35 protein-coding genes are annotated in these 26,897 nt (G+C 45.1%); 10 read left to right on the top strand and 25 right to left on the bottom strand.

Annotated elements, in window-relative coordinates; genetic code table 11:
* Positions 1–41: 41 nt before the first annotated feature.
* From DXE31_RS04200 to DXE31_RS04190, 3 genes are all read right to left on the bottom strand, one after another.
* Positions 42–4,787, bottom strand: coding sequence for a glutamate synthase-related protein (locus tag DXE31_RS04200; protein WP_114697913.1), 4,746 nt, complete (start codon positions 4,785–4,787; stop codon positions 42–44).
* Between the two features lie 194 nt (positions 4,788–4,981).
* The gene (locus DXE31_RS10245) at positions 4,982–5,314 is read right to left on the bottom strand and encodes a hypothetical protein (protein WP_197712140.1); all 333 of its coding nucleotides are present in this window, start codon (positions 5,312–5,314) and stop codon (positions 4,982–4,984) included.
* 330 nt (positions 5,315–5,644) lie between these two features.
* The gene (locus DXE31_RS04190; protein WP_114697912.1) at positions 5,645–7,981 is read right to left on the bottom strand and encodes a penicillin-binding protein 1A; all 2,337 of its coding nucleotides are present in this window, start codon (positions 7,979–7,981) and stop codon (positions 5,645–5,647) included.
* Between the two features lie 105 nt (positions 7,982–8,086).
* On the opposite strand from DXE31_RS04190, the gene DXE31_RS04185 reads away from it, so the two are divergent.
* The 7 genes from DXE31_RS04185 (at position 8,087) to aroB (ending at position 11,384) form a co-directional block, all read left to right on the top strand.
* Entirely contained in the window at positions 8,087–8,383 is a 297-nt protein-coding gene (locus tag DXE31_RS04185) for a hypothetical protein (protein ID WP_162785534.1), read from the top strand.
* An 88-nt stretch (positions 8,384–8,471) separates the two neighbouring features.
* Positions 8,472–8,663 (top strand): hypothetical protein, encoded by a 192-nt coding sequence (locus tag DXE31_RS04180; protein ID WP_114697910.1) that lies wholly within the window; start codon positions 8,472–8,474, stop codon positions 8,661–8,663.
* A gap of 186 nt (positions 8,664–8,849) precedes the next feature.
* A complete protein-coding gene (locus DXE31_RS10240) occupies positions 8,850–9,113 on the top strand; it encodes a hypothetical protein (RefSeq protein ID WP_197712139.1) in 264 nt (87 codons plus the stop codon).
* Positions 9,067–9,624 (top strand): hypothetical protein, encoded by a 558-nt coding sequence (locus tag DXE31_RS10235; RefSeq protein ID WP_197712138.1) that lies wholly within the window; start codon positions 9,067–9,069, stop codon positions 9,622–9,624. The genes DXE31_RS10240 and DXE31_RS10235 overlap by 47 nt, the downstream gene beginning before the upstream one ends.
* Positions 9,587–9,748, top strand: a complete 162-nt coding sequence (locus DXE31_RS12810; RefSeq protein ID WP_197712242.1) for a hypothetical protein — start codon at positions 9,587–9,589, stop codon at positions 9,746–9,748. Before DXE31_RS10235 ends, DXE31_RS12810 begins: the two co-directional genes overlap by 38 nt.
* A 12-nt stretch (positions 9,749–9,760) precedes the next feature.
* Positions 9,761–10,285 carry a shikimate kinase gene (locus tag DXE31_RS04170; protein ID WP_162785533.1) on the top strand — a complete coding sequence of 175 codons (525 nt, stop codon included), beginning with the start codon at positions 9,761–9,763 and terminating at the stop codon, positions 10,283–10,285.
* A 16-nt stretch (positions 10,286–10,301) separates the two neighbouring features.
* Positions 10,302–11,384 (top strand): 3-dehydroquinate synthase, encoded by a 1,083-nt coding sequence (aroB, locus tag DXE31_RS04165; protein WP_174222268.1) that lies wholly within the window; start codon positions 10,302–10,304, stop codon positions 11,382–11,384.
* On the opposite strand, the gene cyaY is transcribed toward aroB, so the two are convergent.
* A complete protein-coding gene (gene cyaY, locus DXE31_RS04160) occupies positions 11,381–11,758 on the bottom strand; it encodes an iron donor protein CyaY (RefSeq protein WP_114697908.1) in 378 nt (125 codons plus the stop codon). The genes aroB and cyaY overlap by 4 nt on opposite strands.
* A 239-nt stretch (positions 11,759–11,997) precedes the next feature.
* Between cyaY and lysA the strand changes: the two genes are divergently transcribed.
* Positions 11,998–13,296 (top strand): diaminopimelate decarboxylase, encoded by a 1,299-nt coding sequence (gene lysA / locus DXE31_RS04155; RefSeq protein WP_114697907.1) that lies wholly within the window; start codon positions 11,998–12,000, stop codon positions 13,294–13,296.
* An 88-nt stretch (positions 13,297–13,384) separates the two neighbouring features.
* Here lysA and DXE31_RS04150 read toward each other — a convergent pair whose 3' ends face one another.
* Entirely contained in the window at positions 13,385–14,101 is a 717-nt protein-coding gene (locus DXE31_RS04150; RefSeq protein WP_114697906.1) for a c-type cytochrome, read from the bottom strand.
* A gap of 109 nt (positions 14,102–14,210) precedes the next feature.
* On the opposite strand from DXE31_RS04150, the gene yihA reads away from it, so the two are divergent.
* Complete coding sequence (gene yihA / locus DXE31_RS04145) at positions 14,211–14,876, top strand: ribosome biogenesis GTP-binding protein YihA/YsxC (RefSeq protein WP_114697905.1); 666 nt, start codon at positions 14,211–14,213, stop codon at positions 14,874–14,876.
* Positions 14,860–15,879 carry a porphobilinogen synthase gene (gene hemB / locus DXE31_RS04140; RefSeq protein WP_114697904.1) on the top strand — a complete coding sequence of 340 codons (1,020 nt, stop codon included), beginning with the start codon at positions 14,860–14,862 and terminating at the stop codon, positions 15,877–15,879. Before yihA ends, hemB begins: the two co-directional genes overlap by 17 nt.
* A gap of 19 nt (positions 15,880–15,898) precedes the next feature.
* On the opposite strand, the gene dsbD is transcribed toward hemB, so the two are convergent.
* From dsbD to rplN, 20 genes are all read right to left on the bottom strand, one after another.
* Entirely contained in the window at positions 15,899–17,560 is a 1,662-nt protein-coding gene (gene dsbD / locus DXE31_RS04135; RefSeq protein ID WP_231969348.1) for a protein-disulfide reductase DsbD, read from the bottom strand.
* A gap of 14 nt (positions 17,561–17,574) precedes the next feature.
* Positions 17,575–17,925, bottom strand: a complete 351-nt coding sequence (gene cutA / locus DXE31_RS04130) for a divalent-cation tolerance protein CutA (protein WP_114697902.1) — start codon at positions 17,923–17,925, stop codon at positions 17,575–17,577.
* A gap of 68 nt (positions 17,926–17,993) precedes the next feature.
* Positions 17,994–18,389 carry a 50S ribosomal protein L17 gene (gene rplQ / locus DXE31_RS04125; protein WP_114697901.1) on the bottom strand — a complete coding sequence of 132 codons (396 nt, stop codon included), beginning with the start codon at positions 18,387–18,389 and terminating at the stop codon, positions 17,994–17,996.
* Between the two features lie 16 nt (positions 18,390–18,405).
* Entirely contained in the window at positions 18,406–19,386 is a 981-nt protein-coding gene (locus tag DXE31_RS04120; RefSeq protein WP_114697900.1) for a DNA-directed RNA polymerase subunit alpha, read from the bottom strand.
* Between the two features lie 23 nt (positions 19,387–19,409).
* A complete protein-coding gene (gene rpsD / locus DXE31_RS04115) occupies positions 19,410–20,033 on the bottom strand; it encodes a 30S ribosomal protein S4 (RefSeq protein ID WP_114697899.1) in 624 nt (207 codons plus the stop codon).
* Between the two features lie 118 nt (positions 20,034–20,151).
* Positions 20,152–20,559, bottom strand: coding sequence for a 30S ribosomal protein S11 (gene rpsK / locus DXE31_RS04110; protein ID WP_114697898.1), 408 nt, complete (start codon positions 20,557–20,559; stop codon positions 20,152–20,154).
* Positions 20,560–20,577: 18 nt separating this feature from the next.
* The gene (gene rpsM, locus DXE31_RS04105; protein ID WP_114697897.1) at positions 20,578–20,943 is read right to left on the bottom strand and encodes a 30S ribosomal protein S13; all 366 of its coding nucleotides are present in this window, start codon (positions 20,941–20,943) and stop codon (positions 20,578–20,580) included.
* 24 nt (positions 20,944–20,967) lie between these two features.
* On the bottom strand, positions 20,968–21,084 hold the full coding sequence (gene rpmJ / locus DXE31_RS04100; protein WP_114697896.1) for a 50S ribosomal protein L36: 117 nt from the start codon (positions 21,082–21,084) through the stop codon (positions 20,968–20,970).
* A 34-nt stretch (positions 21,085–21,118) separates the two neighbouring features.
* Positions 21,119–21,337 carry a translation initiation factor IF-1 gene (gene infA / locus DXE31_RS04095; protein ID WP_114697895.1) on the bottom strand — a complete coding sequence of 73 codons (219 nt, stop codon included), beginning with the start codon at positions 21,335–21,337 and terminating at the stop codon, positions 21,119–21,121.
* Positions 21,338–21,341: 4 nt separating this feature from the next.
* Complete coding sequence (secY, locus tag DXE31_RS04090; protein ID WP_114697894.1) at positions 21,342–22,679, bottom strand: preprotein translocase subunit SecY; 1,338 nt, start codon at positions 22,677–22,679, stop codon at positions 21,342–21,344.
* Between the two features lie 18 nt (positions 22,680–22,697).
* Positions 22,698–23,138 carry a 50S ribosomal protein L15 gene (rplO, locus tag DXE31_RS04085; protein WP_114697893.1) on the bottom strand — a complete coding sequence of 147 codons (441 nt, stop codon included), beginning with the start codon at positions 23,136–23,138 and terminating at the stop codon, positions 22,698–22,700.
* Positions 23,139–23,150: 12 nt separating this feature from the next.
* Entirely contained in the window at positions 23,151–23,339 is a 189-nt protein-coding gene (gene rpmD, locus DXE31_RS04080; RefSeq protein WP_114697892.1) for a 50S ribosomal protein L30, read from the bottom strand.
* A gap of 24 nt (positions 23,340–23,363) precedes the next feature.
* Positions 23,364–23,882, bottom strand: a complete 519-nt coding sequence (gene rpsE, locus DXE31_RS04075; protein ID WP_114697891.1) for a 30S ribosomal protein S5 — start codon at positions 23,880–23,882, stop codon at positions 23,364–23,366.
* Between the two features lie 17 nt (positions 23,883–23,899).
* Entirely contained in the window at positions 23,900–24,253 is a 354-nt protein-coding gene (gene rplR / locus DXE31_RS04070) for a 50S ribosomal protein L18 (RefSeq protein WP_114697890.1), read from the bottom strand.
* 13 nt (positions 24,254–24,266) lie between these two features.
* Entirely contained in the window at positions 24,267–24,800 is a 534-nt protein-coding gene (rplF, locus tag DXE31_RS04065) for a 50S ribosomal protein L6 (RefSeq protein ID WP_114697889.1), read from the bottom strand.
* 10 nt (positions 24,801–24,810) lie between these two features.
* Positions 24,811–25,206: a 30S ribosomal protein S8 gene (gene rpsH, locus DXE31_RS04060; protein WP_114697888.1), complete on the bottom strand. Its 396-nt coding sequence runs from the start codon at positions 25,204–25,206 to the stop codon at positions 24,811–24,813.
* 24 nt (positions 25,207–25,230) lie between these two features.
* Positions 25,231–25,536, bottom strand: coding sequence for a 30S ribosomal protein S14 (rpsN, locus tag DXE31_RS04055; RefSeq protein WP_114697887.1), 306 nt, complete (start codon positions 25,534–25,536; stop codon positions 25,231–25,233).
* Between the two features lie 13 nt (positions 25,537–25,549).
* Complete coding sequence (gene rplE, locus DXE31_RS04050; protein WP_114697886.1) at positions 25,550–26,092, bottom strand: 50S ribosomal protein L5; 543 nt, start codon at positions 26,090–26,092, stop codon at positions 25,550–25,552.
* Between the two features lie 26 nt (positions 26,093–26,118).
* Positions 26,119–26,427, bottom strand: a complete 309-nt coding sequence (rplX, locus tag DXE31_RS04045) for a 50S ribosomal protein L24 (protein WP_114697885.1) — start codon at positions 26,425–26,427, stop codon at positions 26,119–26,121.
* A gap of 9 nt (positions 26,428–26,436) precedes the next feature.
* Positions 26,437–26,805, bottom strand: a complete 369-nt coding sequence (gene rplN, locus DXE31_RS04040; RefSeq protein ID WP_114697884.1) for a 50S ribosomal protein L14 — start codon at positions 26,803–26,805, stop codon at positions 26,437–26,439.
* Positions 26,806–26,897: the final 92 nt, after the last annotated feature.

The following is a 26,897-nucleotide window of genomic DNA, read 5'->3' as shown; positions in this document are numbered from 1 at the left end:
ATCTAATCCTTAGTATCTTGTCTTGATGTCTGTCTTATTAGTTAAGCTGCAACTGTTTTGTTTTGTGCTTTTTCCCACAACTCACCGAGAGCATGCTTGTATTCAGTGGGGAGAACCTTCACGAAACGTCCGCGAGCATTGTCCCAATCAGCCAAGATGGCTTTAGCACGCTCAGAGCCAGTGTGACGGAAATGACGCTCAACTAAGCCTTTCAAAATTTGCTCATCAGTCAAGCGCTCGCCCCCATCTTTGACATCAACAGGAGCATGCCACTCAGACTTCGGCATCTTGGCAATCTGTTCGGCAGAAGGTAATACTTTTTCTAAAGTTGCCATGCTAGTGTTACAGCGTTTGTCCAATAAGCCGTCCTCGTCATAGACATAGGCAATACCACCACTCATGCCTGCGGCAAAGTTACGGCCCGTGACTCCCAAAACAACTACAGTTCCACCAGTCATATATTCACAACCATGGTCACCGGTTCCTTCAACAACAGTAGTGGCACCAGAATTACGGACTGCAAAACGCTCACCAGCTACTCCGTTCAAGAATGCTTCACCAGCTATTGCGCCGTAAAGAACAGTATTACCAACAATAATATTCTTCGCGGTGTCGCCACGGAATTCATTTGGTGCACGAACGATCACACGACCTCCTGATAAACCTTTACCAACATAGTCATTTCCATCACCCACCAAATCAAGAGTGATACCTCGCGCCAAGAAAGCTGCAAAACTCTGACCGGCTGTGCCATTTAATTGAATGTGAATGGTGTCGTCTGGCAAGCCTGCATGGCCATAGCGCTGAGCTACTTCACCCGATAACATTGCACCTACAGTACGGTTCACATTCTTAACGGGAGCTATGAAGGAAACCTTCTCACCGCGCTCTAATGCTGGCTCACTCTTTTCAATGAATACATTATCGAGGGCACTGGTCAAACCATGGTCTTGTGTCAGAACTTGATAACGTGGAACCTCAGGAGCAACTTGAGGCTCAGCAAAAATCTTACTGAAATCTAAGCCATGTACTTTCCAGTTCTCAATACCTTTACGGGTATCTAACAAATCAACGCAACCAATTAAGTCATCAAACTTGCGGATGCCCAATTGAGCCATGATCTCGCGAGCTTCTTCGGCAATAAAAAAGAAGAAGTTCACAACATGCTCAGGCTTGCCCGAGAATTTCTTACGCAACCATGGATCTTGTGTGGCAACACCCACTGGGCAGGTATTCAAATGACACTTGCGCATCATGATGCAGCCTTCAACAACTAAAGGCGCAGTCGCAAAACCAAATTCATCCGCCCCCAATAAGGCGCCAATAACAACGTCACGACCGGTTTGCATTTGACCGTCAGCTTGAACGCGGATACGACTACGCAAACCATTCAGAACCAATGTTTGCTGTGTTTCAGCCAATCCAAGCTCCCAAGCTGAACCAGCATGCTTAATTGATGACAGTGGTGATGCGCCAGTACCGCCGTCATGTCCAGCGATCACAACGTGATCTGCTTTTGCTTTTGCAACGCCTGCTGCAACCGTGCCTACGCCAACCTCAGAGACCAGCTTTACAGAAACATCTGCCTTTGGATTGACATTCTTCAAATCATGGATCAGCTGAGCAATATCCTCAATCGAATAAATATCGTGGTGCGGAGGTGGAGAAATCAAACCAACACCTGGAACAGAGAAGCGCAACTTACCGATGTAGTCAGAAACTTTTCCACCTGGCAGCTGACCACCCTCACCAGGCTTAGCTCCTTGCGCCATCTTAATTTGAATCTGATCTGCAGAGCGCAAATACTCTGTAGTTACACCAAAACGGCCAGAAGCTACCTGCTTAATCTTGGAGCGCAATGAATCACCATCTTGCAATGGAATATTGGCTTCCACCACATCGTTGCCTAAGATACTCGCCAAGCTCTCGCCCTTCTTAATTGGGATACCTTTGAGTTCATTTACATAGCGATTTGGATCTTCACCGCCTTCACCAGTATTGGACTTACCGCCAATTCGGTTCATGGCAATTGCCAATGTTGCGTGGGCCTCTGTAGAGATGGAACCCAAAGACATCGCGCCCGTTGCAAAACGTTTAACGATTTCTTTTGCTGGCTCCACTTCATCTAGCGGAATGGCTTTAGCAGGATCAATCTTGAACTCAAACAAGCCACGCAAAGTCATTTGGCGCTTTGTTTGATCGTTAATGATGTTGGCATACTCTTTGTAAGTCTGATAGCCCTTTTCAGCACCAATACGAGTTGAATGTTGCAGCTTTGCAATGGTGTCAGGAGTCCACATGTGATGCTCGCCACGAATACGGAATTCATACTCGCCACCAGCATCAAGCATATCGGTCAACACTGGGTCATTTCCAAAGGCTGCGGAATGCATGCGCAATGCTTCTTCGGCCACTTCAAACACGCCAATACCCCCAACATTAGATGGGGTTCCCTTGAAGTACTGATCAATGATGTCGCGATCTAATCCAATCGCCTCAAAGATTTGAGATCCAGTGTAAGACATGTAAGTTGAGATACCCATCTTAGACATGACTTTCTGTAAACCTTTACCTACTGCTTTCACAAAATTCTTAATTGCTTTTTCAGCTGAAAAATCACCAGACAGTCCTTTAGCCATCTCCGCTAAAGTTTCCATTGCCAGGTATGGATGTACGGCTTCTGCACCATAACCAGCCAATAGCGCAAAATGGTGGGTCTCGCGTGCGCTGCCGGTTTCAACTACTAAACCAACACTGGTGCGCAAGCCTTTTTCCACCAAATGCTGATGGATCGCAGAAGTTGCTAATAGCGCAGGAATGGCTACATGCTTCTCATCAACTTGGCGATCACTCACAATCAGAATGTTGTAGCCTGATCGCACAGCATCAGCCGCTTCAGCACATAAAGAGGCCAAGCGAGCTTCAATGCCAGCCTTTCCCCATAAGGCTGGATAACAAATATCCAATTCGTAAGAGCGGAACTTGCCATTGGTGTAGTGGCCAATATGCCGAATCTTGGCAATGTCATCAAAACCCAAAATAGGTTGACTTACTTCCAAGCGCATGGGTGGATTGATGTTATTGATGTCCAGTAAATTTGGCTTAGGCCCAATGAACGACACTAAAGACATCACCATATTCTCGCGAATCGGATCGATTGGAGGATTGGTCACTTGCGCAAATAATTGCTTGAAGTAGTTGTAGGGCGGCTTGTTCTTCTTGGATAGCACTGCTAATGGGCTGTCGTTACCCATTGAACCAATCGCCTCTTCACCATTTTGAGCCATTGGAACCATCAGGAATTTCAGATCTTCTTGGGTGTAGCCAAATGCCTGTTGGCGATCTAGCAATTTAGCTGCTAGACGAATGGTTGTTGTTTCATCAATCAAGTCCGCTTTGCTGGCATTGACTTCGTCCAACTTCACACGAACCGCGTCAATCCAACTCTTGTAGGGCTTGGCTTTAGAGACGGCGTTCTTCAGTTCTACATCATCAATGATGCGACCTTGTTCCAAGTCGATCATGAACATCTTGCCAGGTTGTAAACGCCATTTTTGAACAATCTTGCTTTCCGGAATCGGCAACACTCCAGCCTCAGATCCCATAATGACAAGATCATCATCTGTTACGTAGTAACGTGCTGGACGCAAGCCATTGCGATCCAAAGTTGCTCCAATTTGACGACCATCTGTAAACGCCATTGCAGCTGGGCCATCCCAAGGCTCCATCATTGCCGCATGGTATTCATAGAAAGCGCGACGATTGTCGTCCATCAAGGTATGCTGCTCCCATGCCTCAGGAATCATCATCATCATTGCCTGAGCCAGTGGATAACCAGACATTACTAACAACTCTAAACAGTTATCAAAGCATGCGGTGTCAGACTGGCCTGGATAAATCAACGGCCAGAGTTTTTTGAGATCATCACCAAGTACAGGTGAGCTCATAGCACCCTCACGTGCGTTGACCCAGTTCACGTTACCTTTAACAGTGTTGATTTCACCGTTGTGCGCAATCATGCGATATGGATGAGCCAATCCCCAAGCGGGGAAAGTATTGGTAGAGAAACGTTGGTGTACTAATGCAAGAGCAGATACAGTGCGCTTGTCTTGCAAATCTTGGTAATATGCACCTACTTGGTTTGCTAACAGCAAACCCTTATAAACAATGGTTCTCGCGGACATTGAGGCCACAAAATATTCTTTGCCATGCTTCAGGTGCAAATCTTGAATTGCATGACTTGCTGTTTTACGAATTACATACAACTTACGTTCAAGTGCATCGGTTATCATAATGTCCCGACCGCGACCAATAAAAATTTGACGAATGAATGGCTCAGTCATTTGCACAGTTGGAGACATTGGTAATTTCACATCCACCGGTACATCTCTCCAACCCAAGACAACCTGACTCTCTAAGCGAACAGTGCGCTCTAATTCTTGTTCGCATGCCAAACGTGATGCATGCTCTTGTGGCAAGAAAATCATGCCAACTCCATACTCACCTAAAGGTGGCAATGTGACACCTTGCTTTGCCATGTCTTCGCGATACAAAGCATCTGGAATCTGAATCAAGATGCCGGCACCATCACCCATCAAAGGATCTGAACCAACCGCCCCCCGATGATCCAAGTTCTCCAGAATCTGTAAACCCTGAGAAACGATCTCATGCGATTTCTTACCTTTGATGTGCGCAACAAATCCCACACCACAAGCATCGTGCTCATTTGTTGGATCGTATAGACCTTGAGCGATTGGGTGAAGATCGGTATTTAATTGTGTGGTCATAGCATTTCCGAGAGGCGTCACAGGCCTGATAACTTTTGGAAAGTCCAATATAGGTGAATACCCATACTGATGCAATAGAAATAAAATGTATCTGTCCCGTTTTTTTAGGTGTCGCACCAATATGAATTACACATATGGGGACAGAGTCGCAAGATTCAACTCTTCTTCAATTACTTCGACAAATATTTGTATATCTAAGTAATTGAATTAAATGGATTTATTTTTCTAGGCCTGCCTCGCTGGCGTATTATAGCAATTTCTGGAATATCTTTAAAAAGCTTTTTTGCGTAAATGTCACTAATCCAAGGCTTGGATTGCAATAGTGATTCTGTAATTTGACGATCCTCCCAGTGAGGTGCGCCTTCTTTCACAAAATTGGCCCAACTCATCTGACGCTCCAATAGTGTGTTACCCAACTTCCAAAAATACTGCTGATTAACAAGCCAAGACTCTGCTTTGCCGCCGATATGAGTAGCAAAACTTGTCCAAGTGGAACTTTGCGGGCTAGATTCATATCCAGATCTCACGGGATTTAGCTCGATATACCGCTGACATCGTAAACAATACTTCGGATCAATTAATGAAGATCGATACCTTCCCTCCAAAATTGTTCCTGAGCGTTGTTGTTGTTGTTGTTGTTGATTGAAGTATTGAGGATAACGGCAGTCCCAAAGACTGCATCATTTTCGCAAGTGAAAATTCATTTTGTGGCGTTATCAATAAATGCACCAGTCTAAATAAATACGACGATCTTGATCTGAAAAGAAAAGTGTCTCTCGATTATTGCCGCGCACCATCACATGCATAGCTTGACCAGGTATTACTGTGTGCACTTGCCGTGCCATTTTGAAAACGAACTATGGCAGTTCGCGGACACCGCCATTATTTGAAAATTCTGGAATAAACCAGTCGCCATCGACTTGCGTGACTCCACTCGGAACTTCACGTGCTTCTTGTGGAGTCTCTCTTAAAGCTGTGCCCATATATGAAATCCACATTGGTAATGCAAGTCCGCCGCCAGTCTCACGGTCACCTAAACTTGCGGGCTTATCAAAACCAATCCAAGCAACTGCTACTACCTTAGGGTTATAGCCCGCAAACCATGCATCATGCGAATCATTGGTTGTACCAGTTTTGCCCGCAATATCGTTACGACCTAACTTGCCACGAGCTGATGCGGCTGTTCCTGTCGTGGCACCTTCCTGCAACATACTATCTATGACAAATGCTGTGCGAGCATCCAATACGCGTGTTGCATCTTCTCTAGCACGCGTAGGCTTTGCCTCGAACATCACCGTACCCTTGGAATCAACCATCTTATCAATCAAAAAAGGATCGACACGATATCCACCATTGGCAAACACACTATAAGCTGATGCCATTTGCAAGGGCGTGACAGAACCTGCACCCAAAGCCATCGTTAGATAAGGTGGGTGTTTCTCAGGCTCAAAGCCAAAACGTTGAATATATTCTTGAGCATAAGATGGACCAATAGCACGAATAATACGAACCGAAACCAAATTCTTCGACTTGGCTAGGGCATTGCGCAAACGCATCATGCCGTCATATTTTCCGTCGTAGTTTTTTGGCTCCCATGCTTGACTGCCTGTTTCCATACTGCCAATAGATAAAGGTGCATCATTCACTACCGTGCTGGGCATAAACCCTTTTTCTACTGCTGCTGCATAGATGAAAGGCTTAAAGGAGGAGCCAGGTTGACGTAATGCTTGAGTCACATGATTAAATTGATTGCGACGGAAATCAAAACCACCAACAAGAGAAAGAATTGCGCCTGTCTCTGCATTCATTGATATAAAGGCAGCTTCGACTTGCGGCAATTGAGCTAATTTCCATACCCCTCCGTCAGACAGTAAGCGCACTATTGCGCCGGGACGTAAACGCTTCTTGGTCTGTGTACTATCAGTAATTGAGGCTGCTGCTAACTTCATCCCATCACCTTTGATAGTAATAGTATCGCCAGTAGCAATCATGACTTGCATTGCTTTTGGCTTGATATCTAGCACGATGCCTGACTGCAAATCGTCTAACTGCGGATAAGCAAGCAATGCCTCATCAATGGCACGCTGGCGTTTGACAGCGTCTTCTGGCAAGTCAATAAAGCCTTCTGGGCCACGGTACGCATGGCGCAAGTCATACTCAAAAATACCTCGGCGCACTGTCTTATAGGCTGCATCTTGGTCTGCCTTCAGGATGGTCGTGTAAACGTCGATTCCCTGGGAATAAATTGCCTCACCATATTGTGTAACAAGTAACTGGCGCACCATCTCTGCAGGAAAATCTGCACGTACTGCAAATTCATTTCCAAGGCCACGAATATGTAGGTCTTCAATCATCGATTTTTCATAGTCCTCAGGCGTGATGTAACCTAGGTCGCGCATGCGTTGCAGAATGTATTCTTGGCGAATTTTGGCCCGACGGAAATTGCTTACTGGGTTATAAGCAGACGGTGCTTTTGGTAAACCAGCCAACATAGCTGATTCTGCGATTGTGAGGTCTTTTAAGTCTTTGCCAAAATAAATCTGGGCGGCGCTAGAAAAACCATAAGCCCTTTGACCCAAGAAAATCTGGTTCATATAGATTTCTAGAATCTTATCTTTGGTTAATTGGGATTCAATCTCCCAAGCCAAAAGAACCTCATACATCTTGCGAGTAAAGGTTTTCTCATTGGTTAGGAAAAAATTACGCGCAACCTGCATTGTGATAGTTGATGCACCCTGAGAAAGGTTTCCGCGCAAATTCGTAAGGGCAGCACGCAATATACCGACATAGTCAACACCGCCATGCGAATAAAAGCGATCATCCTCAATTGCCAATACAGCATTACACATACTTTGAGGTATTTCATTTAAGGGGATCACCTTGCGGCGCTCTTCACCAAACTCTCCAATTAATACTTTATCCGCCGTATATATACGTAGCGGGGTCTTAGGGTTGTAATCTGTTAAAGCTGAAATCTTAGGAAGATTAGGTTTGGCTATCAAAAAGGCGTAGCCCATGACTAAGGTGATCACTAATGCGAAAACCACACCAATGATCAGCATCGCCTTTACAAGTGGATTACTCGAATTCTGGCGCGACAAACCAGACTCAAAGCCTGGATCACGAGGACGTCTATCGGACGGTCGAATAGGACGCCGATTCAGCGGTGGCTTGTCTTTTGGAGGTAAGGCCATATGATCAAATTATAGGCTGCTTAGGCAATTCCCCTAAAAGCTCCAAGATCCTAGCTCGTGAATCAGTAATGCCACAATTTCTGACAATGGGTTCAGCTTAGGCTGATGGATTTTCTCCCCATAAAACTCAAGAATATGGAGATGCCAGCACGCCATATTGCTAGCCATTCATTTGACGAAATTTTGAGCGATCTTGGGGATGATCCAGCAAATCCAGATCCCTATGGTATTCGCAAGTCTCCGCAACAAAATAAGGGCCCATCCAAACCGCAAAATCCAAGCAACCACACCAATTTTGCTCAAGCCCTCAACAGCCTTCATAGCAAAATCCCACTTCAGAAAATAGGGGTGTTCATTCCTCTTCTCGGGATTATCGCCCTATGGACAGTAGGCGTTTTATAGCTAATGACGCTGCTCTTAATAAAAATGCACACGCCGCCCTTGAAGACTCTCAGAAATTATTGTCAGAATTCAAAAGGAGCTAGCACTCTTGCGTGATGCAATCAAACAGGCTCAAGATGATCTTTATCAAGCAAGAGATAAATTAGAAGTAAGTATTCACTTGTTAAATGAAAGAAAGCCAGAAATGCGAGTTTCTAACAAGGCGCCCGGGGCCAGCTACGAGTCAGAACTCCGCCGCTGGCGTTACGGATGGGCACCTCTCATCAAGCTATTTCAATAATGGAAAAGGCATTATTGCGCTTGAAAAAGGCGTTCTCGTAATGGGTGAATGGCGTCTTAGCAGCATTGAAAAGGAGATGGCCACGCTTACCCATTCCACAGGCAGTTCGCTCATTTTAAAAGCCTTTAAAAGCGAGGCAAATTGAAGGCGCAGCCCATTCAATAAATCCGTTTGTGGACTCTCAGCTTGTGGCTAGTCATATTGCCTGTTTTATTAGCCAATTCAGCAGCTGGAAATAGCCATGCAGATAATCGCCCGATAACACTCATTACCCTGCAATTTATTGATATTGAAATCACCGAACTTTTACAAACCTTAGCAAAGTTGGGCAAAACTAATTTGCTCCTGAGCGAATCTATTCAGGGAAAGATTTCAGTAGACCTCAACTATTCCTTGACAAACAGTGCTGCACTCCATTCTGGCCAGTTGCGGCTTACGCATTGTCCGTAATAGTGCTATTTATTGGATTGGACCCCATGCAGAAATTCAAGCCTTTCAAAAATTTCGCCGTAAGGATGCCGCACTCCCTTTTGGCGGAGATCACATCAATAGCCGAAGACAAATTCTGATGGAGGCACGAATTGTCGAGGCAGACGAGCGTTTTGCTAGGGAGCTCAGTGTCAAACTCGGCTATCAGGCAAATGGGCTTTTTGGGAATGTCGACCAAAAACTCTCAGGAAATATTGATTTAGGCGGTGCTGGATTAAGTGGATTTAACCCAGCTGCAGTAGCCGCAACCTTAGTCTCAAAAAATGGTAGTCGAATACTGCAGGCAGGACTCTCTGCACTCGCATCTGAAGGTAAAGGAAAAATTCTTTCCAATCCTCGCATCATGACGGGAGACCAAGTGAAGGCTACGATAGAACAAGGCACTGAACTTCCGTACCAAACATCAAATCAAAATGGCAATTTAGAAAAGCCAAATCGGTGGCATTTTCTACACTACCGAACGCAAAGATGAAATCAAAATCCCGCTATTAGGGGATATTCCCCTAATAGGCCATTTTTTTCGCCATCAATCGAAATTACAAGACAAAACTGAGTTACCTGTCTTCTTCACCCCGACTGTTCTCGATAAACCCTAATAAAATCAGGGGGTGAAATCTCCGACAAACAATATTTTTCTAATCGGCCTTATGGGTGCGGGGAAATCGACCGTCGGTAAAGTGTTGGCCAAAAAATTAGGGCGTCGCTTTCTAGATGCTGATCATGTCATTGAAGAGCGCTGTGGAGTAACAATCCCTCTGATATTCGAGATGGAAGGTGAAGTGGGTTTTCGCAAAAGAGAAGCTCAAGCCATACGTGCAATCACCTCTGAGAATGACATTATTTTGGCAACTGGCGGAGGTGCTATTTTGTTGCCTGAAAATCGTCAAGCATTGAGTGAACGAGGAACTGTTATTTATTTGCATGCCAACCCTATTGAGCTTTGGCATCGCACCAAAGGTGGTGAAGGGCGCCCATTGCTCAGAAATGGTGATGCTAAACAAATCTTAGAAAATTTATATGCTATACGCAGTCCTCTTTATCGCGAAATTGCTGACCACGTTATTGAAACTGGCACACCCAGTGTGAATCAATTAGTAAATACTTTAATCATGCAGCTTGAACTATCAGCTTAAATATATTGGCACAATGATGAAAACACTTGAAGTTGATCTTGGTAACCGTAGCTACCCAATGTATATTGGTACTGATTTAATTGATCAGACCAACTTATTTGGTGCTTGCGAGAAAGCAACTTCCATTTATATTATTAGCAACACTACGGTTGCCCCGCTTTATGCAGAGCGCCTAACTAAAACCCTCAATACTTTTGGTAAGCCCGTGAGAACGATTGCTCTACCTGATGGCGAGTCGTATAAAGACTGGAAAAATCTCCAGCTAATTTTTGATGACTTATTAAAGTTTGGGGCTGACCGCCAAACGATGTTGGTTGCTTTAGGCGGAGGAGTGATTGGAGATATGACGGGTTTTGCTGCAGCAAGCTTTATGCGTGGCATTCGCTTTATCCAAGTCCCTACCACGCTACTTGCGCAAGTCGATTCATCTGTTGGTGGCAAGACTGGTATCAATCATCCGCTTGGCAAGAACATGATTGGCGCCTTTCACCAGCCAGCCGCCGTAATTGCTGACCTCAATACTTTGAAGACCTTGCCTCCTAGAGAGCTCTCTGCAGGACTTGCAGAAATAGTGAAACATGGCGCTATCGCCGATGCGCAATTCTTAGATTGGATTGAAGCTAATGCAACATCTTTATTAGCTTGTGATACCGAGGCAATGAGTCATGCCGTTTTGCGTTCTTGCGAAATTAAATCTGCTGTAGTTTCTGCTGATGAGCGAGATGGTGGTATTCGTGCAACCCTAAACTTTGGCCATACATTTGGTCATGCTATTGAGGCGGGCATGGGGTACGGAGAATGGTTGCACGGCGAGGCTGTAGGTTGCGGGATGGTATTGGGGGCAGACTTATCAGAACGTCTCAATTACATCAGCGAAGCCGACGTCAAGCGCCTCACTAACATCATCCAATCCATGAATCTTCCAATCACGCCCCCTAAATTTGGTGCTGAGCGTTATATGGAGCTGATGCAAGTTGATAAAAAAACGGAGGGTGGACAAATCCGTTATGTGGTCTTGGAGAAAATCGGAAAAGCCCAGATTAAAAGCGTTCCCGATGAGCAAGCAATTGAAACTTTGAAGGCTACTGGCGCTGCCTAAATCAAGCTGACTTTGATTGCTTGTCCGGCTTGCGCAGAAGCAAACTCAGACAAATCACTTAAAAGCTCTTTACCTGTTTTTGTGTCAAGCCAAAGGGGTTTGGCCATAGTGCCAGCCCAACGATAGTGATAACCGCCAGATTTTGCCGCGACCCAAATTTCATGCAGAGGTGGTTGGGTATTTACGACAATGACACTTTTATCCTTAAAACGAATATTGATAACATTGCCACCCCGGCGCTCAATATCTAGGTCAAGATCCAAATGATCATCTGCAGCCTCTAATGCCAGTTCTATAGAGTGCAATAAATTACTCCCAAGTTGATAAAACTGCTTGTCATCAATGGTTTCTACGCCTGAATTATTTGGATTCATACTGGAGTCCTGCATGCTATATTAAATCATTCGTTTTAGAGACATTCATGATAGCGATTCTTAATAGAGCCCTTTGCCTTAGCCTACTAATATCCCTTTATGGGTGTGGGGTAAGGGGGCAGCTGTATATGCCAAATGCGCCCCCAGCTCCCGCGGCCCCATCAGAGCCAGAACCCAAGGGCAGACTCTATCCACCCCAAAGTCCGGATAAGCCCCAGCCACCCCTTGTCGACTAAGTAATGACTAACAAAGCAATTCCTATCCCTAAATTATCCGGATTTACTGAGCGCGATGGTAGTTGGTATGCCGAAGATATTCCACTGGCTGATCTAGCAAAAGAGTTTGGTACGCCACTGTACGTCTACAGCAAAAAGGCGCTTGCCGAGGCTTATCAGGCTTACGACAAAGCATGTGTAGATTCACTTGGCAAACGTCGTGCACGCGTGCACTATGCAATGAAAGCAAATAGTAATTTAGCGGTAATTGATTGCTTTAAAAAGCTAGGAGCAGGCTTTGACTCAGTCAGCGGTGGCGAGTTGGCTCGGGCCTTAGCTATTGGTGCTGATCCAAAAAGTTTGGTATTTGCAGGCGTAGGCAAATCTGCAGCTGAAATCGCAAATGCATTACAAGCAGGAGTGAAATGTATCAATGTGGAATCGATTGCCGAACTTCACCAAATTAATCGTGTCGCCATCAAGCTTAACTGCCGAGCACCAATCTCTTTGCGAGTTAATCCAGATGTTGATGCACAAACCCATCCATATATTTCTACTGGATTAAAAGGTAATAAATTTGGCATCGCCTATCACGAAGTTTTAAAAACCTATCGTGAAACATCGCTACTTTCTCAAATTGATGTTGTTGGAATTGATTGCCACATAGGCTCGCAGATTACTACTACCTCTCCCTATTTAGATGCGCTCGACAAAGTATTAGATCTAGTCGCGCATCTAAAAAATGAAGGTATTGTAATTCACCATCTCGATCTCGGTGGTGGTCTTGGCATCTCATATAGCGATGAAACTCCACCAGACATTACTGAGTTCACAAATACCTTGCTTAATCGAGTCGCTGAACGTGGCTTTGGTCATCTAGATGTTCTTCTAGAACCAGGCAGATCTCTAGTTGGTAATGCTGGTGTGCTTCTTACAACGGTTGAGTACTTAAAGCCAGGTGCTGAAAAGAACTTCTGTATAGTTGATGCAGCAATGACAGAGCTAATGCGTCCAGCCTTATATGAAGCCCATCATGGCATCGTGCCAGTCCACAAAAAGAATGTAAACGCACTCACTTATGACATCGTTGGCCCTGTTTGCGAGTCTGGGGATTGGCTTGGACGAGATCGTCATCTAGCAGTCGAAGAAGGAGATCTTCTCGCCATTCTTTCTGCTGGAGCCTATGGTTTTGTCATGGCATCAAACTATAACACGCGCCCAAAACCTGCAGAGATTATGGTTGATGGAAAAAATGCCTACGTCATTCGTGCTCGTGAAAAAACTACCGACCTCTTTGCAAGTGAAGCTACCTTGCCTAATTGAAAATTCATTTTCAATTAGGTCGCTAGAAATTTAGAGGAATCAAAAACCCCGCCCCCTCAGCGGGGTTTTTGTTTAGTGCCTTAGTGATTTAGCGCAAACCTGCAATATAATCGGAAACTGCCTTCATTTCTATATCTGACATCTTGCCAGCAATCGTTGTCATCATTGGACCATTCTTACGCGTGCCGTTACTAAATGCTACTAATTGCGAGTATGAATAATCAGCCCACTGACCATTCAAACGCGGATATTGCGAAGGGATACCAGCTCCAGTTGGACTATGGCAAGCTGCACAAGCAGGAACACCTTTTGCTGCTATGCCGCCACGATAAATGCTTTGGCCTAATTCGATCGTTTCTTTATTTTGTGCAACACCCAAAGAAACGGGTTGCTTCGCTAAATATACTGCGATGTTTTGCATCTCTTGTTCAGTCAATGTTGCAGACATGCCCATCATGACTGGATTGGCACGAGCACCTTCTTTAAAGTTTTTCAGTTGCTTCGCTGTATATGCGGCATGCTGAGCAGAAAGTTTGGGCCATGTCCCAACAGAGCTTTGACCTTTAGGTCCATGACAAGTTAAGCATGCAGTCACACCACGGCTAGCTTCACCATTTGAGTACAAAGCCTCGCCAGCAGCTACATCGACTTTTGGTTTGCCAGGCACAGCAGGCTTAGCTTCTGCTGCTGGGGCTGGATCTGCAGAAAAAACTGCACCAAAAATGCCAATCAAAGCGAAAATGGAGAGTGCCGCAAAACGAGCGCGTAAGCTAGTTAATTTGGAGATTTGAGAGCTTTGAAGCATTATGTTTACCTTAGCAAAAATTCCTAAAAATGTTTGGGCCCCTCCCCTACATTTACCCAACACCAGGAGATATTTCATGATTTGCGTGATTTTACAATAGCTTCTGGACATGTCTAAACTCTTTCAAGCCCGTTTCGCCACCACAGTCACTGACACCCATTGCCTACCTGCCACCCCCTTACGTGAAGTGGCCTTTGCGGGCCGCTCAAATGCGGGCAAATCCAGCGTTATCAACGTCCTTTGTAATCAAAAAAGGCTAGCTTTTGCCAGTAAAACGCCTGGTCGCACCCAACATATCAACTATTTTGGTCTTTTCGCTAAAGATGATCTATTGGCATATTTAGTGGACTTACCAGGATATGGCTATGCAGCCGTTAACCATGAGACCAAATTCCACTGGAATACCCTCCTAAGCGACTATTTGCAGGAAAGGGAGCAGTTAGTGGGGATGGTGCTCATCGTAGACTCTAGGCGGGGTATTACAGACCTAGATGAACAAATGATTCAGTGGTTTGTGCCTACCAACAAGCCAATTCACGTTTTACTAAGTAAATGCGACAAACTAAATAAAAGTGAGTGTAAGCATGCTCTAGAGGCAGTTCGCAAGCAATTACAGCAATATGACCCAGCCTTGCCTGATGGTAATGGTGCGTCTAAACGACTTACGGCACAATTATTTTCCAGCACCAAACGCATTGGCCTTGAAGAGGCTGGCAATATTGTTATTCAATGGTCATTTGAAGCGGAGAATAAAGAAGATGAACACACCAACTAAATCATTGCTTAATTTTCCAGAACATCGCCCTCGTCGTATGCGTCGCGACGATTGGTCACGCCGACTGATGCGAGAAACTAGCGTTAGTTCAAGTGATTTGATATACCCCGTTTTCTTACTTGAGGGCCAAGGCAAATCTGAAGCGGTCGCATCAATGCCTGGCGTCAATCGCGTTTCACTTGATCTCCTATTTCCTGTTGCACAAGAGTGTGTAGATTTAGGAATCTCAGTTCTAGCGCTTTTTCCAGTGATTCATGCTTCTGTAAAAACACCGGATGGAAAAGAAGCTTTCAATCCAAAGGGGCTAATTCCAGCAGCAGTCCGTGAACTCAAAAATCGCTTTCCTAATTTGGGCATCATGACTGATGTTGCACTTGATCCCTACACTAGCCACGGTCAAGATGGTGTACTCGATAAACAAGGCCTCATTCTTAATGATGAGACTACGGCAATTTTAGTTGAGCAAGCCCTTACCCAAGCGGAGGCTGGAGTCGATATCGTCGGACCCTCTGACATGATGGATGGTCGAATCGGAAAAATTCGCGAAGCGCTCGAACAGAAAAAATTAATTCATACTCGCATCATGGCTTATTCAGCTAAATACGCTTCTGCTTTTTATGGGCCCTTTAGGGATGCGGTAGGTTCAGCAAAAAACCTAGGTAAAGCGGATAAAAAAACCTATCAAATGGATTGCGCCAATGGTGACGAGGCTTTGCGGGAAGTGGCTCTGGACATCAACGAAGGTGCCGATATGGTGATGGTCAAACCTGGCATGCCTTATCTAGATATCGTTCGTCGAGTGAGTGAGGAGTTTGATTACCCTACTTATGTCTATCAGGTCAGTGGTGAATACGCCATGCTCAAAGCTGCGGCACAGAATGGTTGGCTAGATCATGATGCAGTAATGATGGAGTCTTTGCTAGCATTCAAGCGTGCTGGTGCAGATGGTGTTCTTACCTACTTTGCACTAGAAGCATCGCGCTTACTCAAAAAAACACAGTAAGCAAAATACCAATCGATTTCTATAGGGCACTTACAACCTGCTGTAAGCGCTCCATAAAACGCTGTGGGGGCATATATCCAATGATACGTTGCTCTTTTTGCTCTTCAGAGTTTTGATTGAAGATCAAAATGCCTAGTGGTCCAAATAAACCAAATTGCTTCAATAAAGCCTGGTTATCCGCCGAGTTAGTGGTGACATCTGCTTGCAATAAAACAAACTGCTTGAGCTCTTTACTTACCTCTGGATTTGCAAAAGTATTTACTTCCATTTCTTTGCAGCTGATGCACCAGTCCGCATAGAAATCCAAGAGGACTAATTTCTTTTCTTCTTTCGCTTTATTAAGATGCGCGTCCAAGTCTGCTGGAGATTGAAGCACCACAAAAGTAAGGTCGCCAACCTGATGAATGCGTTGCCCATTAACTAAATTAGTAATTCCAGCGGCATCATTTTTTTGTAGTAATGGGGCGGCAATCCAGACTGCTGTAGCCGCCAAGAGGACGCCTAATGTGCGTTGCAGCCAAATCATCCAAATACCTGTTGAAGGAATCAAAATTCGGGCCTCAACAGCGATAAATAGCAGCGGAAGGCCCATTCCCAGGGCCATTACGAATAATAACCCAGCACCCAGCCTCAAAGAGCCTGTCTGAGCGATAAAGGCCAGTACACCTGCTAACGGAGCTGTAATGCATGGACTAGCCACTAGGGTAGAGATCCCGCCTAAAGCAAAAGCACCAAACATACTGCCCCCCTTTTGTCGCCCAGCCATTCTAGCGACATGCTGATGCCATGATTGCGGCAATCGCAGGTCATACAAACCAAATAAGCTCCCTGAAAGGACCAGGAGTAACAAAGCAAAAGTGGCCAGCGCAACAGGGCTCTGTAGGGCGCGCTGCACGCTACCGCCCAATGCTGCCATCAGCACCCCTGCCAGTGCATATATCAATGCCATACCTAGCACGTATGCCAGAGCCAACATGCTGGCGCGCTTCTTAGATATTGCCTTCCCACCTTGCGTGCCAAAAATAATGCTTGAAAGAATAGGAAGCATTGGGAGTACGCAAGGCGTAAATGCCAAGGCTAGGCCAAAAATAAAGAAAGCAAAAAATAAAGAACCTGTAGAGGTGTTTGCTAAAAAACGGCCGATAGCATTGACATCATCACGCTCACGCCATAAATCAGAAAGACTAAATGCAGTCTTTGTTTTTGCTTCCGATTCTGACAACCTATCTAATGTTTCAGGAATCGGGGCGGCCTTAACTTCTGGGCCCGCTAGGAAAAACTTGGATGTCATCGGGGGATAACAAATACCATCTTCAGCACATCCTTGCAAAGTGACTTCCACATGCATAGGTTTGCCAATCACCGGGTTTACTTCAAGCATCACCATAAATGGCTGCTTGTATACCTGTAGTTTTTTCTGAAATGTTGCATCAAACTTCTCAATACCAGCTGGCAATATGGGCTTGATTATTATTTGCTTTGCAGCGTTAGGACTTACCTGAAATTTGAGTGATTCTTGATAAATGTAGTATCCCTTGGCAGGCAAAAATTTCACTTCAATTTGCTGCGAATTTTCAAGCCAAGTAGCCTCCACCCGAAATGCTTTTTCTGGAGACAAGAAATTTTGTGCAAATCCACTCTGTACCGTCAAAATTAAAAGCAGGGTAAAAATCCTTGCCATGATTGATTGCATTCTCATGACTTTGCATTTACCTCAGACTGCAACCATTTGCCGTACAGCCAATAATATTGCGCTGGAGAAAAAGCCAAGATCTCAGGCACTTCATAAGGGTGTTTATCTTTAATAAAGACTGAGATTGCCTGCCAATTACTTGCAATCGTTTTGGCCGATAAAAGAACCTCCTGTTCTTCACAAATCTTGCCATTCCAGCGATATATCGATGTAATCCCAGCCTGTAATTGAACGCAAGCAGCCAAATGGGCTTCCATCAGATCTCTTGCTAAGGTTTGAGCAATCTCCCCATTTGGTAAGCTCGTGACCACTATCAACATGGCATCTAAATTATTTGGCGAGGTTTGAGGCATTCTGTATTTATAACCCGATGAATGAAAAAAGCCAGACCGAAGCCTGGCTTTTTAACACAGTGTGAGAGTTAAGCCTCTTCCGCTACAGTTGTTGTTTCTTCTACCTGAGGGCGGTCTACTAACTCAACCAGAGCCATTGGAGCATTGTCGCCGTGGCGAAAGCCAAACTTCAAAATGCGAAGATAGCCACCTGGACGTGTTGCATAACGTGGTCCGAGCTCGGTAAAGAGCTTAGTCACGATATCGCAATCACGAGTGCGATTAAATGCCAGACGACGGTTAGCCAAGTTGTCTTTTTTACCTAAGGTAATCAAAGGCTCAACAACCATGCGCAATTCTTTTGCTTTTGGCAAGGTCGTTTTAATAAGTTCGTGCTCCAAGAGTGAATTGGACATATTGCGCAGCATCGCCAAGCGATGTGATGATGTTCTGTTTAGTTTGCGCAAGCCGTTTCCGTGACGCATGATGCTTCCTTTCTAATTATTTCTCGAGGTTAGCTGGAGGCCAGCTTTCAAGTTTCATGCCAAGACTTAAGCCACGAGCCGCCAAAACATCTTTGATTTCATTCAAAGATTTACGGCCAAGATTAGGCGTCTTCAACAATTCATTCTCTGTACGTTGAATCAAGTCACCAATGTAGTAGATATTCTCAACCTTCAAGCAGCTTGCAGAGCGAACTGTGAGCTCGAGATCATCAACTGGACGCATCAACATTGGATCTACCATTGAAGGGCGGCTTGGTGCTAGGTCACCAGACACTTCACTGCTCTCAAGAGCTGCGAATACAACCAATTGATCAACCAAAATGCTAGCAGCTTGACGAATTGCCTCTTCAGGAGACAACACACCATTAGTTTCGATAGTTATTACCAAGCGATCGAGGTCGGTACGTTGCTCAACACGAGCAGATTCAACAGCGTAGCTAACACGGCTTATCGGGCTAAATGAAGCATCTAACACAATACGGCCAATAATCTTAGTAGCTTCGTCGCTGTATTGACGTACGTTACCAGGAACATAACCACGGCCTTTTTCAACCTTGATCTGCATGTCTAACTTGCCACCAGCTGACAAGTGGGCAATTACATGATCAGGGTTCATAATTTCTACATCATGTGGCAAATCAATATCGTTTGCAGTAACTACGCCTGGGCCTTCTTTACGCAAATTGATAGTAACTTCGTCACGTGACCGTAACTTAAATACGATACCTTTGAGGTTCAACAAAAGGTTTACTACGTCCTCTTGAACTCCATCTAATGTGGAATATTCGTGAACAACACCGGCAATAGCTACTTCAGTTGGCGCATAACCAACCATCGAGGACAAGAGTACACGACGTAATGCATTGCCGAGTGTGTGGCCATAGCCACGCTCGAACGGCTCCATAACAACCTTAGCTTGGTTGGCGGTAAGCGCTTCAACAGAAATAATCTTTGGCTTGAGCAAATTTGTTTGCATATTTTTCCTTGAGAGTGCCTAAATTAGCGTGAATACAATTCGACGATCAAACTTTCATTAATTTCACCGCTAATATCTTCGCGGTCGGGCACGTGCTTAAATGTTCCTTCCAGCTTAACTGCATCAACCGATACCCAGGTTACTGCAGACATTTGCTGAACCAAATTGAGCGACTCTGCAATTCGCGCTTGCTTCTTTGCTTTTTCACGAATCGCAACAACGTCACCAGGCTTTACCTGGATAGATGGAATATTCACAGCACTGCCATTAAGCATGATTGTGCCATGCGAAACCAACTGACGTGCTTCAGCGCGTGTTGAACCAAAACCCATGCGATAAACCACGTTATCTAAACGTGACTCGAGCAACTGGAGTAATGTTTCACCGGTATTGCCCTTACGACGCTCAGCTTCTGCGAAGTAACGACGGAATTGACGCTCCAATACGCCATAGATACGCTTCACCTTTTGCTTTTCACGCAATTGATTACCGTAATCAGATGTTCTTGAGCCAGATGTACGGCCATGTTGACCAGGCTTAGTCTCTAACTTGCACTTGTCTGACAGGGCGCGACGTGCGCTCTTTACAAATAAGTCGGTACCTTCCCGACGCACTAATTTGGCCTTAGGCCCTAAGTAACGTGCCACGATGCTTTCCTTTCTTTGCCGCAGTCTTACGACCGGCGGTGAGTTCACCCTTGAAACCAGGCGAACAGTGGGCTTTAATAAAAAACTACTGAAACTTTTTTGTTACCAACTTCCAAGCTTAAATACGACGACGCTTAGGAGGACGGCAACCACTATATGGAACTGGAGTTACGTCTTGAATCTCAGTGATCTTGATACCCAATGAGTTCAAAGCACGAACTGCTGATTCACGACCTGGGCCTGGGCCTTTGATCTGAACTTCTAAATTCTTGATACCGCATTCAATGGCCGTCTTACCAGCCACTTCTGCGGCTACCTGAGCAGCAAAAGGAGTTGACTTACGTGATCCTTTGAAACCTTGACCGCCAGAAGTTGCCCATGAAAGCGCATTTCCCTGACGATCAGTAATCGTAATAATGGTGTTATTAAAAGAAGCGTGAACGTGCGCAATACCGTCAGCAACGTTCTTTTTAACCTTTTTACGAGCGCGCTGTGAAGCTGCAGAAGCGGATTGTTGTTTTGCCATGTCAATAAACTTTCTTGATTATTTCTTGAGTTGGACGCCAGACTTACGTGGGCCCTTGCGGGTGCGTGCGTTTGTCTTAGTGCGTTGACCACGTACAGGCAAGCCCTTACGATGACGAACACCGCGATAGCAACCTAAGTCCATCAAACGCTTGATGCTCATAGTTACTTCACGACGAAGGTCACCTTCAGTGATGAATTTACCTACTTCATCACGCAACTTTTCCAAGTCAGCGTCAGTAAGATCTTTCACTTTTTTGTCAATAGCAACACCTGTGGTTTCACAAATTTTGCGCGCACGAATTATGCCGATGCCAAAAATTACTGTTAAACCGATAACGGTATGTTGATGATTTGGGATGTTTACCCCAGCGATACGTGCCATAAGATTTCCTCTTAATTAACCAGATCAGCCTTGACGCTGCTTATGACGTGCATCTGAAGAACAGATCACGCGCACAGCGCGTTTGCGCTTAATGATCTTGCAATTTCTGCAAATACACTTAACGGATGCTAAAACTTTCATAACTCACCTCTTAAAAATAGGTACTACTTAATCTTTACTTCGCACGGAAAATAATCCTAGCGCGCGTTAGATCGTAAGGCGTCATCTCCACCGTCACCTTATCACCCGGCAAAATGCGGATGTAATGCATCCGCATTTTGCCGGAAATGTGCCCCAGAACCACATGTCCATTTTCTAGTTTCACGCGAAACATCGCGTTCGGCAAATTCTCTACAACTTCTCCCACCATCTGAATTGCATCGTCTTTAGACATTCAGTTAAGCGCCCATCTTAAAGTTCGCTTTTTTCATCAAAGAGCCATACTGCTGTTGCATGACAAATGACTGAACTTGAGCCATGAAATCCATTGCAACAACCACAATAATTAACAATGAAGTACCACCGAAATAAAATGGCACGTTGTACTTCAGCACCAAGCATTCTGGCAATAAACAAACCAAAACCATATAAATGGCGCCAGCCAAAGTTAAGCGGACCAAGATCTTGTCGATGTATCGTGCTGTTTGGTCGCCCGGCCGAATACCTGGAACCAATGCACCGCTCTTCTTCAAATTCTCTGCAGTTTCACGATTATTAAAAACCAATGCGGTATAGAAGAAGCAGAAGAAAATAATCGCTGCTGCATACAAAATAGTGTAGACGGGCTGACCTGGAGCCAAAGTGGCTGCCAAATCTTTGATAATTCTGCTAAACATATTTGTAGGCTCGCCTGATGTGAACCAGCCTGCAATCGTTGCAGGGAACAAAATAATGGATGAAGCAAAAATTGGAGGAATAACTCCTGCCATATTTAACTTCAACGGGAAATAAGACGACTGCCCACCATAGATCTTATTGCCAACTTGACGCTTGGCGTAATTCACTAAGATGCGGCGCTGACCACGCTCTACAAACACTACAAAATAGGTCACTGCTACGCAAATCACAACGATGAGTAATGCGGAAATGATATGCATTGAGCCAGCACGAACAAGCTCTAACAGGCTTGCTAATGCGCTTGGCAAACCAGAAACAATACCGCCGAAAATAATAATAGAGATACCGTTACCTAAGCCACGCTCAGTAATTTGTTCACCGAGCCACATTAAGAACATTGTACCTGTTACTAAAGTAACCACGGAGCTGAACTCAAACATCAAGCCTGGATTGATAACCAAACCTGATTGGGCTTGCAAGGCAACAGAAATTCCTAATGCTTGGAATGTTGCTAAAAATACCGTGCCATAGCGTGTGTACTGAGCAATCTTACGCTGACCTGCTTGACCTTCTTTTTTTAAAGACTCCAATGAAGGAACAACAATCGTCATTAGCTGCATGATGATCGATGCGGAGATGTAAGGCATGATACCCAACGCAAATACAGTAAAACGAGACAAGGCGCCGCCAGAGAACAAATTAAACATTCCCAAAATGCCATCTTGTTGACCAGAAAATAACTGGGCCAATTGGTCTGGATCAATTCCGGGAACAGGGATATGAGCACCCAAACGGAACACGAGCAAAGCTAACACCAGGAATACCAAGCGTTGGCGTAATTCGCCAAACTTGCCACCTGTTGCGGCAGTGCTTGCGTTATTGGTAGGTGCTAATGCCATATCTACTTAATAGACTTATTAAGCCAACTCAACTAATTTGCCGCCAGCTGCTTCAATGACTGCTTTTGCACCGGCTGTTGCTGTGATACCTTTGAAAGTTACAGCAATCTTGAGTTCGCCAGTTTTAATAACTTTAATTGCGTTGATTTGCTCACCAGCAAAGCCGTGAACTTTCAATACCAACAAGTCCACTTCTGGCAAGTTGATTTTTGCTAAGTCGTTCAAGGTGATTTGACCAACGTGACGACGAGTCAAAGACATGAAGCCGCGTTTTGGCAAACGGCGATACATAGGCATCTGACCGCCTTCAAATCCAACCTTGTGGAAACCGCCTGAACGGGATTTTTGACCCTTATGACCACGGCCAGCAGTTTTGCCCAAACCAGAACCAATTCCGCGACCAACGCGACGACGGTTTTTCTTGGAGCCTTCTGCAGGTTTAATTGTATTGAGTTGCATTTTCTTCGCCTATTAGCCAATGACTTTAACTAGATAAGAAACTTTATTAATCATGCCGCGCACAGCTGGCGTATCCTCCAATTCAGATACTGAATTGATACGGCCGAGGCCCAAGCCACGTACAGTTGCACGATGGCTCTCGCGAGTGCCGATCAAACTGCGCACTAATTGCAGTTTTACTTTGGAGTTAGATATTGTCATTTGTAGATTCCTAATCTTTTGGTCTTAGCCGAGAATCTCTTCAACTGACTTACCGCGTTTAGCAGCAATCTCAGCAGGAGTCCTCATCTTGCTCAAACCATCAACTGTTGCACGAACGAGGTTGTATGGATTTGTTGAGCCAAGTGACTTAGCAACCACGTTAGTTACACCCATTACATCGAAAATTGCACGCATTGGGCCGCCGGCAATAATTCCAGTACCGTCTTTAGCTGGCGAAATCAAAACGCGAGATGCGCCATGTTGGCCAGTGACAGTGTGCCGCAAAGTACCCTTGCGTAAGGAAACTTTGAGCATCTTGCGACGAGCTTCATCCATTGCTTTTTGAACAGCAACTGGCACTTCTTTTGATTTGCCTTTGCCCATGCCGATACGGCCATCGCCATCGCCAACAACAGTAAGTGCAGCGAAGCCAAGAATACGGCCACCCTTCACCACTTTAGTGACGCGATTAACAGCAATCATTTTCTCGCGAAGACCATCATCACGCTCTTCGTTTTGCATCTTAGTTTGCATTTTTGCCATGTTTTTTCTAAACCCTATTAGAACTTCAGGCCGGCTTCACGCGCAGCTTCAGCTAAAGCCTTAATACGGCCGTGGTAACGATGACCGGAACGATCAAAAGCAACATCAACAACGCCTGCCTTAACAGCACGCTCGGCAACTAATTTGCCAATTTGTTTTGCCGCTTCAGCATTGCCGCCATTTTTGATGGCTTGGCGCAAATCTTTTTCCATTGTTGAAGCAGCTGCAACAACTTTGGTTCCGCATGAGCTATAAACCTGGGCAGAAATATGTGTATTGCTACGGATAACTGTGAAGCGATTTGCTTGAGCTTCAGCAATCCGAATACGAGTCTGCCGAGCACGTCTTTGTCTGGATTCGTCTTTATTCATTTTCTAATCTCGCTTACTTCTTCTTAGCGTCTTTCAGATGCACTACCTCATCCACATAACGAACACCTTTGCCTTTGTATGGCTCTGGTGAACGGTATGCGCGAACTTCAGCTGCAACCTGCCCAACCTGCTGCTTGTTGGAGCCTTTGATGATGATTTCAGTTTGCGACGGCGTCTCAGCTTTTACACCTTTTGGCAAATTGTAAATAATGTCGTGAGAGAAACCCAACTGTAATTTCAACGACTCACCTTGAGCGTGAGCGCGATAACCAACGCCAACCAAGCTGAGCTTGCGCTCAAAGCCAGTGGTTATGCCAACAACCATGTTGTTTACTAAGGCGCGTGCTGTACCTGACTGCGCACCAGCTTCTGGTGTGTCATTATTCAAAACAACTGTCAGTACGCCGTCTTCTTGTTTCAATCCAACAGAAGGATGCAAGTTATGAGTCAACGTTCCCAGGGGGCCTTTAACAGTAATGTTTGCACCGTTGATGCTTACCTCAGCGCCCTTAGGAACTGTAATGGGTGATTTACCTACACGGGACATATTTCGCTCCTTAAGCTACGTAGCAAATAACTTCGCCGCCCACGCCTGTTGCACGTGCTTTACGGTCTGTCATTATGCCTTGAGGGGTTGAAATAATTGCAATGCCCAAGCCATTCATTACTTCTGGAATGTCGTGGCGGCCTTTGTAGATACGAAGACTTGGTGTCGAGACACGGTCGATACGTTCTATAACAGGACGGCCTGCATAGCACTTGAGATCAATGTGTAGCACTGGCTTAGCTGCTTCACCTTTGATTTCAAAACTTTCGATATAGCCTTCGTCTTGCAAAACTTTTGCAATGGCTACTTTAACTTTTGACGACGGCATTGTGACTAACGGCTTTTGCACTGCTTGCGCATTGCGGATCCGGGTCAACATGTCGGCGATTGGATCGCTGATACTCATGAGTTCTCCTAATTCTTTCGCCGCTTACCAGCTGGCCTTGGTTAAACCAGGGATTTCGCCGCGGAAGGCGATTTCTCGAATCTTGCTTCGAGCCAAACCGAATTTACGGAATGTGCCACGTGGGCGACCGGTTAATGAACAACGATTTCTTTGACGAATCGGGCTTGCATTACGTGGAAGTGCCTGTAGCTTCAAGCGAGCTTCATAGCGCTCTTCATCGCTGCGTGATTGATCAGCAATGATCGCTTTGAGTTCAGCACGCTTGGCAGCGTACTTCTCTACAGTTTTTGTGCGCTTATTCTCGCGCTCAATCAGGGATAGTTTTGCCACGTGAGCCCCTTACTTAATTGCGGAAAGGAAATTTGAATGCTGCCAACAACGCTTTTGCTTCTTTGTCGGTTTTAGCAGTCGTCGTAATGCTGATATTGAGACCACGGAGGGCCTCAATTTTATCGTATTCAATTTCAGGGAAAATGATCTGTTCTTTAACGCCGATGTTGTAGTTGCCACGGCCATCAAATGCTTTACCAGAGATACCGCGGAAGTCGCGTACGCGAGGTAATGCAACCGTAACAAAGCGATCTAAAAATTCGTACATACGTGCACCACGCAATGTCACCATGGCACCGATTGGGTAACCCTGACGAATTTTGAAACCTGCAATCGCTTTTTTAGCCTTGGTCACAACAGGCTTCTGCCCTGCAACTTTAGTTAAATCACCAACTGCATTTTCGATAATTTTCTTGTCGTTCACGGCATCGCCTAAACCCATATTCAGGGTTACCTTAGTGATACGTGGAACTTCCATTACAGACTTATAGCCAAACTTAGCGATCAAATTTGCAACAACCTTAGCTTGATAGTGTTCTTGAAAACGTGTACTCATAATTTCTCCGTGCCCCTGTAGTTGATTTATGCGCTTAAAGTCGCGCCAGTGGTTTTGAGGAAACGCTGCTTTTTACCGTCTACGAGTTTGATACCAACTCGTGATGGCTTACCGTTACCATCAACCAAAGCCACATTTGAAATGTGAACAGGCATAGGCTTGTCAATAAAGCCGCCAGTAACGCCAGCAGCTGGATTTGGTTTAACGCTCTTTTTGTAGATATTCACGCCTTCGATGACTACTTTGTTCTCGAGAACGGCCGTTACAGTTCCTTGCTTGCTTTTATCACGGCCAGTCAACAAAACTACGGAATCGCCTTTACGAATCTTTTTCATATCAGTCTCTTAAATAACTTCGGGGGCGAGAGAAACGATCTTCATGAACTTCTCAGTACGCAATTCGCGTGTGACAGGTCCAAAGATACGTGTGCCAATTGGCTCTAACTTAGCGTTGAGCAATACCGCAGCGTTTGCATCGAACTTAATCAATGAACCGTCCGGACGACGAACACCCTTTGCTGTTCTAACTACAACAGCGTTATAAATATCACCTTTTTTTACACGGCCACGTGGAGCAGCAGACTTAACGCTGACCTTGATGACATCGCCGATACTGGCGTAACGACGCTTAGAACCGCCCAATACCTTGATGCACAACACCTCAGTGGCGCCTGTGTTATCGGCAACCTGTAATCTACTTTCGGTTTGTATCATTTCTAATCCCCAACTTATTGGCCAAAGGCAAACAGTCTTGGGTCCGTCTATGGGCTTTAACAAAAGCTAAAACCCGGAATTAATGAAAACAC

This window comes from Polynucleobacter necessarius, from assembly GCF_900095185.1.
In the GTDB taxonomy this organism is placed as follows: Bacteria; Pseudomonadota; Gammaproteobacteria; order Burkholderiales; family Burkholderiaceae; genus Polynucleobacter.
This window is presented reverse-complemented; position numbering and strand designations above follow the sequence as displayed.